This is a genomic window from Amycolatopsis sp. NPDC051071 (genome assembly GCF_040682875.1).
Taxonomy (GTDB): domain Bacteria; phylum Actinomycetota; class Actinomycetes; order Mycobacteriales; family Pseudonocardiaceae; genus Amycolatopsis.
Map to the genome: position 1 here is coordinate 1 of NZ_JBFBBY010000180.1, position 13,687 is coordinate 13,687.

Consider the following 13,687-nt stretch of genomic DNA (forward strand, 5'->3'; position numbering starts at 1 on the left):
AGGACGAAATTCGTCCTATGGGGACCCCTCATGACACGCGAAGCGCCCTAGAGACCGCGCGAAGCGAACTTCGTCGGCCGGTCCTCCCAAGGCGCGTCCGACGGCCGAGACGACGCCGCGCCCGAAAGCACCGCGTGCGCGGCCAGCACGCCGCCGACGGTCGCCCCGTTCACCAGCTCACCGGCCAGCGCCATCCGGACCGCCTCGGCGAGCGGGAACTTCGCCGTGACGAGGTCGGCCTCCTCCTCGCCGAGGATCTCCCTGTCCACTTCGGACAGATCCTGGGCGAGATAGACGCGCACGACCTCGTCGGTGAAGCCGGGCGACGCCGCGACGTCGACCAGGGTCTCCCAGCGTTCGGCGCTGAGCCCGGCCTCCTCGACCAGTTCGCGTTTGGCCGCGCCGACGGGATCCTCCCCCGCCTTGTCGATCAGGCCGGCGGGCAGTTCCCACAACCGCCGCCCGATCGGGTGGCGGTACTGGTGGATCAGCGTGACCGAACCCTCGGCGTCCAGCGCGACGACGGCGACCGCGCCGAGGTGCTCGACGACCTCGCGGCGAGCGGTTCCGCCGCCGGGCATCACGACCTCGTCGACCCGCAGCCCCACGACTCGTCCGATGTGGATGTCCCTTGTGGACGCGACGGTGAACTCGTGCTTGCCTGGCTCGGTCACCGGACTCCAGTCCGAGCTGCCTCGGCCAGCTCGACCGGGAGCCGCTCGGCGACCTTGCGGTCCACGACGGCCTTCACGAACGAGCTGAACAGCGGATGCGGCCGGGTCGGGCGGCTCTTGAGCTCGGGGTGCGCCTGCGTGCCGACGAAGAACGGGTGCTTGTCGGCGGGCAGCTCCACGAACTCGACAAGGTGATCGTCGGGCGAGGTGCCCGAGAACACCAGGCCGGCCTCGGAAAGGCGCTTGCGGTAGGCGTTGTTGACCTCGTAGCGGTGACGGTGCCGCTCGGAGACCTCGGTGCTGCCGTACGCCTTCGCGACCTGCGAGCCCGGCTTGAGCTTGGCGATGTACGCGCCGAGCCGCATCGTGCCACCCATGTCACGCTCGCCCGCGACGACGTCACGCTGATCGGCCATCGTGGAGATGACCGGGTTCACGCCCGCCTCGTCGAACTCGGCCGAGTTCGCGTCCTTGATCCCGGCGAGGTTCCGCGCCGCGTCGATCACCATGCACTGCAGGCCGAGGCACAGCCCGAGCAACGGCAGGCCGTTCGTCCTGGCGTAGGCGATCGCGCCGACCTTGCCCTCGATCCCCCGCACGCCGAATCCACCCGGTACCAGCACACCGTCCACATCGGACAGCGCGGCGGCGGCACCGGCCGGGGTCTCACAGGTGTCCGAAGCGACCCAGACGATCTCGACCTTGGCGCGGTGGGCGAACCCGCCCGCACGCAGCGCCTCGGTCACCGAGAGGTAGGCGTCCGGCAGGTCGATGTACTTGCCGACGAGCGCGACCCGCACCGTCTCCGACGGATTGTGCACGCGGTCGAGCAGGTCGCCCCACACCGTCCAGTCGACGTCGCGGAACGGCAGCCCGAGGCGGCGCACCACGTAGGCGTCGAGCGCCTCACGGTGCAGCACCTTCGGGATGTCGTAGATCGACGGCGCGTCGGGACAGGCGATGACGGCCTCGGTGTCGACGTCGCACATCAGGCCGATCTTGCGCTTCAGGTCCTCCGGCAGCTCACGGTCGGCGCGGCAGACCAGCGCGTCGGGCTGGATACCGATGTTGCGCAGTGCGGCGACCGAGTGCTGGGTCGGCTTGGTCTTGAGCTCGCCAGAGGGGGCGAGGTACGGCACCAGCGAGACGTGGAGGAAGAAGCACTGATCGCGGCCGACGTCGTGGCGGACCTGACGGCAGGCCTCCAGGAACGGCAGCGACTCGATGTCGCCGACGGTGCCGCCGACCTCGGTGATCACGACGTCCGGGCTGTTCCCGTCCTCGTCGGCGCCCGCCGCGGCGGTGATCCTGGCCTTGATCTCGTCGGTGATGTGCGGAATGACCTGCACGGTGTCGCCGAGATACTCACCACGACGCTCCTTGGCGATGACCTCGGAGTAGACCTGGCCGGTGGTGACGTTGGCCTTGCCGTCGAGGGACCGGTCGAGAAATCGTTCGTAGTGCCCGATGTCCAGATCGGTTTCGGCGCCGTCGTCCGTGACGAACACCTCACCGTGCTGGAACGGGTTCATCGTGCCTGGATCGACGTTGAGGTACGGATCCAGCTTCTGCATCGTGACCCGGAGCCCACGTGCGGTAAGGAGCTGACCCAGGCTGGAAGCCGTGAGTCCCTTACCCAGAGAGGAGGCAACGCCTCCGGTGACAAAGACATACTTGGTAGCCCGCGACTGAAGTCCCACGGGCTTCCACCTTATCCCACGTCCGCCGAGGCGCTCACCGGCCACGCCGCAAGCGTCCGATGGAGTGGAAAACCGCTACCCTTCGCGGCGTGACAGACGCGCGCGACACCTGGACCGCACCGGTGGCGGAAGGCCCGCTCGACGCGGACATCCGCGTTCCCGGTTCGAAGTCGATCACCAACCGGGCCTACGTCCTCGCCGCGCTCGCCAGCGCGCCGACGCGGGTACGGACCCCGCTCGACTCCCGGGACGCGCGGCTGATGCTCGGCGCCATCTACGCCCTCGGCGCCCATTCGCAGGAAGGCATCGAGGGCTACCTCGTGCATCCGCTCGGCCCCGGCCGCGTGCACCCGAACGACGCCGTCCGGGTGGAACTCGGCAACGCGGGCACGGTCGCCCGGTTCACCCCCGCGCTGGCGGCGCTGGGCACCGGCCCGGCGTTGTTCGACGGCGACGAGGCACTCCGCCGCCGTCCGATCGGGCCGCTGCTGAAGGCGCTGCGCGGCCTCGGCGCCCGCATCGACGACGACCGCCGCGAGGCGCCGCCGTTCACCGTCCACGGCGAGGGCGGGCTGCGGGGCGGCAAGGTCGACCTGGACTCGTCGGCGTCGAGCCAGTTCCTGTCGGCACTGCTGCTCGCGGGGCCGTCGTTCCAGCAAGGCGTCACCGTGCGCCTGGTCGGCGGCGCGGTGCCGAGCGAACCGCATATCGCGATGACCGTGGAGATGCTGCGGCGCTTCGGAGCCACGGTGGAGCGCGAAGGCGCCGAGTTCCATGTCGCCCCGACACGGCTTTCCTGCCCCGAGTACGTCGTCGAGCCCGATCTTTCGACGGCCGCCCCGTTCGTCGCCGCGGCCGTCGCGACCGGCGGCACCGTCCGGATCGCGGGCTGGCCGCAGTGGACCACCCAGCCCGGCGACTGGCTCCGCAGCCTGCTGCCGCTGCTCGGCGCGACCGCCGAACTCGACGCGGGCGGCCTGACGGTCACCGGCGGCGGGACGATCCCCGGCGTCGAACTGGATCTGCACGAGGTCGGCGAACTGACGCCGGTGATCGCGGCGCTGCTGTGCTTCGCCGAGGGGCCGTCGGTCATCTCCGGCGTGGCGCATCTGCGCGGCCACGAGACCGACCGGCTGACCGCGCTGGCCACCGAACTGTCGTCACTGGGCGCCGACGTCCGCGAGACCGAGGACGGGCTGCGGATCACCCCGGCACCACTGCATGGCGGCAAGTTCCGCACCTACGACGACCACCGGCTGGTGATGGCGGCCGCCGTGCTCGGGCTGCGGGTCGCGGGGGTCGAGGTGGAGAACCCGGAGACGGTCGGGAAGACCTTCCCCGGATTCCCCGAAGCCTGGACAGCGATGCTCGGCTAGCCGGCGAAGGGCGAAGTTCACGTTCGGTCGCGCAGAACTGCGTCGGTGTCCTCGGTGCCGGCTGGGCGTGCTCGAACTGGGCGACGAACGCCGGACGGAATCAGCGCTGCTGACCGCCGGACGCCCGGGACGCGCGTGCTTGAAGGCGTGACTCGCGTGCTCAAGCACGTAACTCGCGTGCTTGAAGGCGTAACTCGCGTGCTCAAGGACGTAACTCGCGTGCTTGAGCACGTAACTCGCGTGCTTAAAGACGGATCTCACGTGCTGGACGCCGAACTCACGTGTGCGGAGTCTGAGCACACGAGTTACGTCTCCAAGCACGCGAGTTACGCCTTTAAGCACGCGAGTTACGTCTCCAAGCACGCGAGTGCGGTGTCGGGCCCCCTGAAGAGTCCGCTCCCGCCGCCGAATCCGTCACGCCACGTTTGCCTTACCCCTCACTAATTGGGCACGGACACCCACTACACCACCCTTGACTTGCCCCTCAAAGGGTCAGTTGCCTTCGGCGGCGATACCGGGTGCGGGGGCCTGGGCGTTGCCGGCGATGCCGTAGCGCCCGGCGCCGCCTTCGAGCTGTTCGCGCAGCGCCATGATCGTGGTGACCCGGCCGGCCGCGGTCTCCGCGTTGTCCACAGTGGACAGGATCGAGGTCGACGAGGTGTCGGCGCGCACGACGCCGATCGCGCCGGTGCCGTCGGCGGATCCGGCGTCGCCTGCCAGCACGGTGCCCGCGCCGGAGCGGTCGAGTTGCGCGGCGAACCGCGCGACGGTCGAGGCACGGTCACCCGCGCCGTCGCCGGTGTACTTGGAGCCGGTGAGCACGATCGCGAGCTGGGCGGGCTTCACGTCCTGGCCCGCCTTGAGGAAACCACCGTCGGTGAGGCCGCCGAGCGCGGCCGCCAGCTCGACCGGCGAGGACTGCGGCTGCGCCGTGTCCTTGTTCAGCAACGCCACCGAACCGAGCAGTGCCCCGGCCAGCGTGCCAGGGTCTCCCGCGGTCGGGAACTGGACACCGGCGGGCTGCAACCGGGTCACGACATCACGCAGCTGATCGGACCGCATCGGGTCGGAGAACGCCCCGGTCAGCTGGATCTCACCGGTGACGGAGGCACCGGCCTGGCCGACGAGCTGCTTGAGCGCGTCGCGATCCGCGGGCTTCGCGTCCTCTGTGGTCACCAGCACCACCGAACGCTTGTCCAGCTGGCCCGCGACGACCTTCGGTCCCATCGCCCCGGCGAACGTGTCCGCGTCGGACAGGCGGGCGTTGAGGGAATTACGCTGCGCCTCCAGATCCGCGACCTGGGAGCCCAGGTCCTCCTTCTGCCCGGCGAGACCGGACAACAGCGAACCGTTCAGCGCCGTGGACCCGAGCACCACCCCGATGGCGAGCGCCAGAAAGCAGGCGGCGATGGAAACGATGTGGTACCGCAGAGAAATCACGTGAAGAGTCCCTTGCCCCAAGCGATAAACGAGTTCCAGGTGTCGCGGATCCAGCCGAGGTAGACCGAACCCACGTCCGAGACGAGCAGCGCGGCCGCGACGGCCACCAAGGTCGCCAGTACCAGCAGCACGATGGCGCCGATCGACACCCGGTTGCGGTGCAGGGTCGCGACGGCCTTGCCGTCGACCAGTTTGGTGCCGAGTTTGAGCCGGGTGAGGAACGTCGACGGATTCGATCCGGACCGGCCGTGGTCGAGGAATTCCCGCAACGTCGCCTGGAAACCGACGGTGACCACGAGGCTGGCCTCATGCGCGTCGGCCAGCAGCAGCGCCAGGTCCTCGGCGTTGCCCGTGGCGGGGAAGGTGACCGCGCCGATCCCGAGATCCTGGATGCGCTCGACACCCGGCGCGTGCCCGTCCGGCTGCGCCGGGACCACGACCTCGCCGCCGCTGCGCAGCGTTTCCGCGCCGATCCCGTGCGGGTCGCCGACGATGACGTCCGGCAGGTAACCCTGCGCGCGCAGGGTGTCGGCTCCGGCGTCGACGCCGATCAGCACCGGCCGGTGCTCGGAGATGTACTTCTTCAGTTTCTTGAGGTCTTCGGCATGACCGTTGCCGCCCGCGACCACGAGAGCGTGGCGATCCCGTAACGGAACCCGGATCTCCGGTACGCCGACGCCGTCGAGAATGAGACTGCGTTCACGGCGAAGGAACTCGATCGTGTTCGCGGAGAAGGCCTCGAGCTGGGTGGACATCCCGGCCTTGGCTTCGATCATCTGATCCGCGACGCTCTCCCGCGTCTGCTGGACCCCCGAACCGATCTGCCGCTCACCGATGTAGACGACGCCCTCGTGCAGGCGGAGTTTCGTCCCGTCCTTCACCTTGCGCAGCAGTTCACCACCGACCGAATCGACCAGCGGGATCCCGGCCTCGAGCAGGATCTCCGGGCCGAGGTTGGGGAACCGGCCGGAGATCGACGGCGAAGCGTTGACCACCGCCCCGGCTTCGGCCTCCACCAAGGCATCGGCCGTCGAGCGGTCGAGATCGAGCTGGTCGAGGACGACGATGTCGCCCGGGCTCAGCCGGCGAAGCAGTTCACGCGTACGCCTGTCGACCCTGGCGACGCCGGTGATACCGGGAAGGGTCTCTTGGTTACGCGTGAGCAAGCCGGTGAGCTTCATGCGACCGATAGTGACAAATCCGTACGGCCTTATGCGTCCGCCACGCCGGACGAAACACGCCGATTAACCCACACCAGGTCGGGCTACGCCGGACGTCCCACGAAGGGGTTCACCCGGTTTCGGAGCGTTATTTCGCCTTTTTGCGCTTTCCACCGCGACGGGCTTTCGGCTTGTCCGGCGCGCTCTTGTCGGCTTCCGCGACGGCAAGCAATTCCTCGGCGTGCGCCCGGCCGGTCTCGGTGCTTTCCATTCCGGCGAGCATTCGCGCGAGTTCGACGACACGCTCCGATTGCTCGAGCACGCGCACGCCACTGCGGGTCACCCCGCCACTGGTGCCCTTGTCCACCACCAAATGCTGATCGGCGAACGCGGCCACCTGCGGCAGATGCGTGACCACCAGGACCTGGTGGCTGCGTGCCAGCCGCGCGAGCCGCCTGCCGATCTCGACCGCCGCGCGGCCGCCGACCCCGGCGTCGACCTCGTCGAACACCAGCGTCTGCACGGTGTCCGCATGGGCGAGGACGACTTCGATCGCCAGCATCACGCGGGAAAGTTCACCGCCGGAAGCGGCCTTGTGCACCGGCAGCGGCGGTGCGCCGTTATGCGCGCGCAGCAGCAGTTCGACGTCGTCGACGCCGTCCGGGCCGGCGTGCACCAGCCTGCCGTCGACCTTCACGGCGTGCGAGTCGCTCTCGTCGACGGTGCGCCGCTCGACAGTGATCTCGATTTCGGCCTGGCCCATGGCGAGGCCGGACATCTCGGCGGTGATCGCCTCGGCCAGTTCGGCGGCGGCTTCGACGCGTGCCTCCGACAAGATGAAGGCGTGCTCGGCGAGTTTCACCGCGAGTTCGTCGCGACGGGTGGCCAGTTCGGCGAGCGCCCCCTCGGAGGTGTCCATCGTGGACATCCGGCGGCGGGCGTCGTCGGCCCAGGCGAGCACACCGTCCACATCGGCCGCGTACTTGCGGGTGAGCCGCTTCAGGTCGGCCTGGCGCGCGAGCACCTTCTCCAGCAACGCCGGGTCGGCGTCGAGCGTTTCGAGGTAGCTGCCCAGCTCGGTGCCCACTTCGGACAACAGCACCGAGGCCTCGTCCAGCCGGGGCCCGAGTTCACGCAGCACGGCGTCCTCGGAACCGTTCAGATGGCGCGTCGCCTCGCCGATCAGGCCCAGCGCGCCGGGAGCGTCCGGGTCGCCGTCGGCCGAACCGGCGACGGCGGCATGCGCGGCACTCGACGCGGAGCGCAGTTCGTCGACGGCGGCGAGCCGCTTGATCTGCTCGGTGAGTTCGGTGTCCTCGCCGGGTTCCGGCGCGACGGCGTCGATCTCGGCGAGACCGTGCTTCAGCAGGTCGGCCTGCTGCGCCATCTCACGGGAGCGGGTGGACCGCTCGGTCAGTTCGGCGACGACGGCGAGCCATTCGTCACGGACCGCCCGGTACTGCTCCAGCGGTTCGGTGACGGCCTCGCCTGCGAACCGGTCGATCACCGCGCGCTGCTCGGCGGGCCGCAGCAGCCGCAGCTGATCGTTCTGCCCGTGCACCGCGATCAGCTGCTCGGACAGGTCGGCCAGTACACCGACCGGCACCGAACGGCCACCGAGGTGGGCACGGGACCGGCCGTCGACCGAGACCGCGCGCAGCGCGATGACGCTGCCGTCCTCGTCGACCTCCGCCCCGGCGTCGGTGACGATCCGGGTGGCGCCCTCGGCACCACCCAGCTCGAATCGGCCTTCCACGAAGGCCTTCAGCATTCCTGTTCGCACCTTGGACACTTCGGCTCGGCCGCCGGAGAGCAGGTGCAACCCGCTGACGACCATCGTCTTGCCTGCACCCGTCTCACCGGTGACGACGGTGAAGCCCGCGTGCAGTTCCAGCAGGGCGTCCTCGATGACTCCGAGGCCCTGGATGCGCATCTCGGCCAGCACGACGCCCACCGTAGCGGCCCACCCCGACCATTCCCGCACCCGCCACGTCATGAAAGGGTCGTTCAGGACCGAAATTGTCCTGAACGACCCTTTCATGACATCCGTCAGCGGGCGTGTCGCTCCCGCCAGCCCTTGATCGGCAACGAGAACTTGTGCACCAGCCGGTCGGTGAAGGGGCCTTCCCACAGCCGGATCAGCCGCACCGGCACCTTGCCGCAGGTGACCCGCACGACCGCACCGGCGGGAAGATCGAAGGTCCGCGAACCGTCGCAGGTCAGCACGGCCGGGGAGCCGTCCGGATCGATGGCGACGGTGATCTCCGAATCGCGGGAGACGACCAGCGGCCGCGAGAACATCGCGTGCGCGTTGCTCGGCACCACCAGCAGCGCCTGGACGTCCGGCCAGATGATCGGGCCACCCGCGGAGAACGCGTACGCCGTCGAGCCGGTCGGGGTCGCGCACAGGACACCGTCGCAGCCGAAGGACGACACAGGCCTGCCGTCGACCTCGATGAGCGCGTCGAGCACCCGTTCCCGCGAGCTCTTCTCGACACTCGCCTCGTTGAGCGCCCAGGTGTGGACGGTCTCCTCACCGTCGACGGTCACCACGACGTCGACGGTCATCCGCTCTTCGACCTGGTAGTCGCCGTCGACGGCACGCTGGACGGTGTCGGCCAGCTTGTCCGAGTCGGCCTCGGCGAGGAAGCCGACCCGGCCGAGGTTCACGCCGAGCACCGGGACGCCGTTCGGCCTGGCCAGTTCGGCGGCCCGCAGCAGCGTGCCGTCGCCGCCGAGGACGAACACCAGCTCGGTCCCGGCTGCCGGATTCTGCTCCGGCGCCATGACCGTGCAGGGCGCGCCGATCCCGCCGTCCGCTTCGAGCATTTCCCGGACGTCCTCGTCGAGCACCCGAAGCCGCACACCGGCCTTGGCGAAACGGGCCGAAACCTCGCGTGCCGCGTCCCGGGTCGCGTCCCGGTCCGGGTGCACGACGAGCAGCACCTCGCGTTCGCTCATTGGGGTCCCTCCAGGACTGCGGTCCGGACGAGCCGTTCGGCATCGGTGCCGACGGTCTCCCCCACCCCGCGGGTAAGCCAGACGAAGTATTCGACGTTCCCGGCAGGCCCGGGAAGCGGACTCGCGACGACGCCGCGCAGGCTCAGGTCCAGCTTCTCGGCCTCGGCGAGCACGTCCAGCACCACTTCGGCGCGCAGCTCCGGATCCCGGACCACGCCGCCGCTGCCGAGCCGGTCCTTGCCGACCTCGAACTGCGGTTTCACCATCGGCACCAGATCGGCGCCGTCGCGCGCGCAGGCCGCCAGCGCGGGCAGCACGAGTTTGAGCGAGATGAACGAAAGGTCGCCGACCACGAGGTCGACCTGGCCGCCGAGGTCTTCGGGCGTCAGGTTGCGGACGTTCGTCTTGTCGAGGACGACCACGCGGTCGTCGGTGCGCAGCCGCCAGTCCAGCAGGCCGCGGCCGACGTCGGCGGCGATCACCGTGGCGGCGCCGTTGCGCAGCAGGACATCGGTGAAGCCACCGGTCGAGGCACCCGCGTCGAGGCAGCGCTTTCCCTCGGTCGCGAGGCCTTGCGGGGTGAAGGCTTCGAACGCGCCGAGCAGTTTGTGCGCGCCGCGGGAGGCCCAGCCAGGATCGTCGCCGTCACGCACCACGATGGGCGCGCCGGACTCGACCCCGGTCGCGGGTTTGGTGGCCACCATCCCGCGCACGCTGACCTTGCCCTCGGCGATCAGCGCGGACGCCTGCTCGCGGGAGCGGGCCAGACCCCGCCGGACGAGCTCCGCGTCCAGGCGGGCGCGTTTGGGCACGCGTCAGACCTTGTCGATGGTCGACAACGCCACCGTCAGTTCGGTGTGCACGGCTTCGAAACGGTCGACGTGCTCCGAGAGCGGCAGCGCGGCCAGGTCGTCGAGACCGGCGACGGCCTCGACGATCCCGGCACGCGGGTCTGTGTCCTGCTGAGCGAACTGATCGACAGGAACAGGCGGCGGCCCGGGGGCAGGCGCAGCGCCGGGCACCGGGGGCCGCGGAACGGGGTGGAAGTGGTCTTGCACCCCACCAAGTTAGCAGCGCTGGTCAGCCGAGGCGCAGCTCGCCGAGCGCGGCGCGGGCGGTGTCGCCCACACCTCGGACCTCGGTGATCCCCGTCTCCCAGGCCACCGCGCACAACGCGCGCAGGAGGTCGAGGGAGTCGCCTTCACCCTCGGCCTCGAGGACGTCACCCTGTGCGGTGACCCGCCAGCCGTCCTTGGGCCCGACCTCGAGCAGATCGGCACGGGTGCTCAGCCCCGACAGGTCCTGCGCGAGGTAGCGCGGACGCTCCTCGGGAGTCGCGTTGAGCAGGGAAAGCGCGTCGGCGACGCCGGTCATGACGCAGAGCGCGTCGATTCCGGCGGCCACCGCGCCCTCGATGTCGGTGTCCAGCCGGTCACCGACGACCAGGGCCCGCTCCGCACCGGCGTCCTTCGCCGCCGTGGTGAACAACAACGGTGCCGGCTTGCCCGCCACCAGCGGTTCGAGGCCGGTGGCGTGGCGCAGTGCGGCGACCATCGACCCGTTGCCCGGCAGCAGACCGCGTTCGGTCGGCAGGGTCGCGTCGACGTTGGTCGCCACCCACAGCGCGCCCGCGCGGATGGCGAGACACGCCTCCGCGAGAGCGGCCCAGGTGTTGTCCGGGGAATGCCCCTGCACCACGGCGGCCACGTCCGGACCGGCTTCCCGGACCGTCCGAAGCCCCGCCGACGCGATCTCGGCGGACAGCGACTCCGTGCCCACGACGAGGACGACGGCGCCCTGAGGCAGCCGCTCACCCAAGAGGGCGGCGGCTGCCTGAGAGCTCGTGTGGACCTCTTCGGGGACGGCGGGCAGTCCGAGTGCCTCCAGGTGCGCGGAGACCTCCGCGGGTGCCTTGGAGGCGTTGTTCGTGACGAACCGGACGGCCGTGCCGTGGTCCCGAAGCGCCCGGAGTGCTTCCGGGGCGCCCGGGACCACGGTGCTGCCGTGATAGACCGTGCCGTCGAGGTCGAACAGGACCGCGTCGTATCCGGCCGAGAGGGCGTCAGCCATTCGTGAGCTCCGCGGCGCGCTCGGCGGCGTCGGTCTCGTCCTCCTCGTCGGCCTCTGCCGCGTTCAGGAACCAGCGGACGGCTTCGTCCTTGCGGTCGGCGGCGGCGAGGTTGTCGGCGTAGGCGTAGAACAGCCGGGCGCTCCACGGGTCGCGCTTCTCCGCCTTGAGGTCGTCACCCTGGAGGGAGACGACGGCGGCGTCGAGCTGACCGAGGTCACGCCGCGCGCCGGCGGCGACGATCGCGAGCTCGATCTGGGTCGCCTTGGCCAGACGCTCCTTGTCGACCTCCTTCGCGAGGTCCAGCGCCCGCTCCGGGCGGCCGATGGCGCGCTCGGCGTCCGCGATGATCGCGATGTGGTCGTCGGACCGGGTCATCCGGCGGACGGCACGCAGCTCCGACAGGGCGTCGGACCAGTTGCCCGCGTGGTAGGCGACCAGGCCGAGCGCCTCACGGACGATCGGGACCCGCGACGCCTTGGCCTTCGCGTACTTGGCGTGCTCCATCGCGGCTTCGGGGTCTTCGTCGATCAGACCACCCGCGGCGACGAGGTGCTTGCCGACGGTTTCCGCGAGTGCCTTGGGCAGGGTGCGGAGTTCGCGGCGGACCTCTTCGTCGAGGTCGGAGAACTCGATGCCCTCAGGCAGTTCCGGAGCCGACAGCAGCTCGCGCGCCAAGGTCTCGTCGTCGACCGACTTGTCCTCGGTGCGGGGCGAGGGCCGGAAGTCCTTGCGGCCCTCGGAACGGTCACGCTGGGGACGGTCGTCGCGCTTACGCTCGAACCGGCCTTCGCCGCCGCGTGAATCGCTCCGCTTGTCGTCGTAGCGCTTCTCCGGACGGTCGCCGGACGGCCTGCGGTCGGGACGATCCCCGGAGGGACGGTAGCCGCCACCACGGTTGTCGCTGCCACGGTTTTCAGTGCCACGGCTGTCGCTGCCACGGTTGTCACGGTCGCCGTAGGACTTCCGCTCGTAGCCACCGCTGCTGGGACGACGGTCACCCGAGGAAGGACGCTTGTCGTCGCGGCGGTCGCTGTTGTAGCCACCGGAACGGGAGCCACCGCGGTCGTCGCGGTACGACGGACGCCGGTCGTCGCTGCCGCCCCGGCTGTCGCGGCTGTCCCTGTTGTCACGGTTGTCGCGGTCGCCGTAGGACTTGCCCTGGGGGCGTCCTTCGTAGCGGTTGCCGGACGGGCGGTCGTCGGAACGGCCGCGGCTGTCCGAGCCGTAGCCGGAACGGGCCGGGCGGCTGTCGGAGCGCTTCTCGTACCGGCCTTCGGAACGGCTGTCCGAACGATTGTCAGAGCGGCTGTCCGAACGATTGTCGGACCGGTTGTCGGACCGGTTGTCGTAGCGACGTTCGGGACGGCTGTCGGAGGAGCGGTAACCGCCCCGGTCGCCTCCCCGGCTGTCGCCACCTCGACTAGCGCTGCCGCGGTTGTCACTACCACGGTTGTCACTGCCGCGGCTGTCCGACCGGTGACCGCCACGGTCACCGCCACGGGTGTCCCGGCTGTCGCGGTTGTCGGACCGGTAGCCACCGCCACGGCTGTCGCTGCTGCCGCGGTTGTCCGAGCGGTAACCGCCACGGTCACCGCCGCCGCGACTGTCCCGGCTGTCGCGCCGGTCATCGGAGCGGTAGCCGCCGCCACGGCGGTCGTTGTCACGACTGCCGGACCGGTCGTCACGACGGTCGACGGCACCAGGGCCGCGACGGTCGTCGGCGTTGTTGTTGTAGCGCGGGCGATTCTCGTCGCGCTTCTGCCCGGCGCCGGCGAACCGGCTGCCGCCGGAGCGCTGGTCACGGGAACCGTCGCCACTGCCCCCGGGCTTGCCGGAGTAGCTGCTGCTCGTACCGCGGGCACCGCGGTCGTCACGGCGCGGGCGGCCCTGGTAGCCGCCATCGCGACCACCCCGGTCCTGCCTGCCGCCGGCGGAATCACGCCGGTCACCTCGCTGCGCGTCAGACCGGCCTCCGCGGGGACTCTCGTCCCGGCGGCCCGACCGGCCGGACGCGCCATCATCTGAGTCACGTCGACCGAACTCGGACACTTGGCCTCCTGCCACTATTGAAAAAGTTTCGATACCGGCGACACCCACTGGGCGCGCCAACAGACCACTGTAGTCGGTCCATGGACATGAAAAGAGACAGGGCCCTGACCGGGGAGAACCTGTCAGAGGTTCTCAACCCTGGTCAGGACCCTGTCCTGAAGTTAGTCCGGCGGTGTCCTACTCTCCCACAACCCTTCGGTTGCAGTACCATCGGCGCTGTCAGGCTTAGCTTCCGGGTTCGGAATGGGACCGGGCG

11 protein-coding genes, 1 rRNA gene and 1 pseudogene are annotated in these 13,687 nt (G+C 70.1%); 2 read left to right on the forward strand and 11 right to left on the reverse strand.

Annotated elements, in window-relative coordinates:
- Positions 1-47 precede the first annotated feature (47 nt).
- Together AB0M65_RS35120 and AB0M65_RS35125 are read right to left on the reverse strand one after the other, a co-directional pair.
- On the reverse strand, positions 48-674 hold the full coding sequence (locus tag AB0M65_RS35120) for an NUDIX hydrolase (RefSeq protein ID WP_364037778.1): 627 nt from the start codon (positions 672-674) through the stop codon (positions 48-50).
- Positions 671-2,374, reverse strand: a complete 1,704-nt coding sequence (locus AB0M65_RS35125; protein ID WP_364037781.1) for a CTP synthase — start codon at positions 2,372-2,374, stop codon at positions 671-673. Before AB0M65_RS35125 ends, AB0M65_RS35120 begins: the two co-directional genes overlap by 4 nt.
- A gap of 89 nt (positions 2,375-2,463) precedes the next feature.
- Here AB0M65_RS35125 and aroA point away from each other — a divergent pair, with 89 nt between their 5' ends.
- Positions 2,464-3,750, forward strand: coding sequence for a 3-phosphoshikimate 1-carboxyvinyltransferase (gene aroA, locus AB0M65_RS35130; protein ID WP_364037784.1), 1,287 nt, complete (start codon positions 2,464-2,466; stop codon positions 3,748-3,750).
- A 26-nt stretch (positions 3,751-3,776) separates the two neighbouring features.
- A pseudogene (locus AB0M65_RS35135) lies at positions 3,777-3,874 on the forward strand (Asp/Glu/hydantoin racemase); the annotation flags it as partial.
- Positions 3,875-4,242: 368 nt separating this feature from the next.
- Here the strand turns inward: AB0M65_RS35135 and AB0M65_RS35140 are convergent.
- From AB0M65_RS35140 to rrf, 9 genes are all read right to left on the reverse strand, one after another.
- Positions 4,243-5,190, reverse strand: coding sequence for a copper transporter (locus AB0M65_RS35140; protein ID WP_364037787.1), 948 nt, complete (start codon positions 5,188-5,190; stop codon positions 4,243-4,245).
- Positions 5,187-6,371, reverse strand: a complete 1,185-nt coding sequence (gene steA, locus AB0M65_RS35145) for a putative cytokinetic ring protein SteA (protein ID WP_364037790.1) — start codon at positions 6,369-6,371, stop codon at positions 5,187-5,189. Before steA ends, AB0M65_RS35140 begins: the two co-directional genes overlap by 4 nt.
- A 127-nt stretch (positions 6,372-6,498) precedes the next feature.
- Positions 6,499-8,346 (reverse strand): DNA repair protein RecN, encoded by a 1,848-nt coding sequence (recN, locus tag AB0M65_RS35150; RefSeq protein ID WP_364037793.1) that lies wholly within the window; start codon positions 8,344-8,346, stop codon positions 6,499-6,501.
- Between the two features lie 53 nt (positions 8,347-8,399).
- Positions 8,400-9,311 (reverse strand): NAD kinase, encoded by a 912-nt coding sequence (locus tag AB0M65_RS35155; RefSeq protein ID WP_364037796.1) that lies wholly within the window; start codon positions 9,309-9,311, stop codon positions 8,400-8,402.
- On the reverse strand, positions 9,308-10,123 hold the full coding sequence (locus tag AB0M65_RS35160; protein WP_364037799.1) for a TlyA family RNA methyltransferase: 816 nt from the start codon (positions 10,121-10,123) through the stop codon (positions 9,308-9,310). Before AB0M65_RS35160 ends, AB0M65_RS35155 begins: the two co-directional genes overlap by 4 nt.
- A gap of 3 nt (positions 10,124-10,126) precedes the next feature.
- Entirely contained in the window at positions 10,127-10,333 is a 207-nt protein-coding gene (locus AB0M65_RS35165) for a hypothetical protein (RefSeq protein WP_364037808.1), read from the reverse strand.
- Positions 10,334-10,391: 58 nt separating this feature from the next.
- On the reverse strand, positions 10,392-11,381 hold the full coding sequence (locus AB0M65_RS35170) for an HAD-IIA family hydrolase (RefSeq protein ID WP_364037802.1): 990 nt from the start codon (positions 11,379-11,381) through the stop codon (positions 10,392-10,394).
- On the reverse strand, positions 11,374-13,431 hold the full coding sequence (locus AB0M65_RS35175; protein ID WP_364037805.1) for a hypothetical protein: 2,058 nt from the start codon (positions 13,429-13,431) through the stop codon (positions 11,374-11,376). The genes AB0M65_RS35170 and AB0M65_RS35175 overlap by 8 nt, the downstream gene beginning before the upstream one ends.
- 164 nt (positions 13,432-13,595) lie before the next feature.
- A 5S ribosomal RNA gene (rrf, locus tag AB0M65_RS35180) occupies positions 13,596-13,687 on the reverse strand; the annotation flags it as partial.

Coding starts and splice junctions, on each gene's coding strand:
- steA (WP_364037790.1), bottom strand. CDS start 6,371: ATGAAGCTCACCGGCTTGCTCACGCGTAACCAAGAGACCCTTCCCGGT.
- recN (WP_364037793.1), bottom strand. CDS start 8,346: ATGACGTGGCGGGTGCGGGAATGGTCGGGGTGGGCCGCTACGGTGGGC.
- AB0M65_RS35155 (WP_364037796.1), bottom strand. CDS start 9,311: ATGAGCGAACGCGAGGTGCTGCTCGTCGTGCACCCGGACCGGGACGCG.
- AB0M65_RS35170 (WP_364037802.1), bottom strand. CDS start 11,381: ATGGCTGACGCCCTCTCGGCCGGATACGACGCGGTCCTGTTCGACCTC.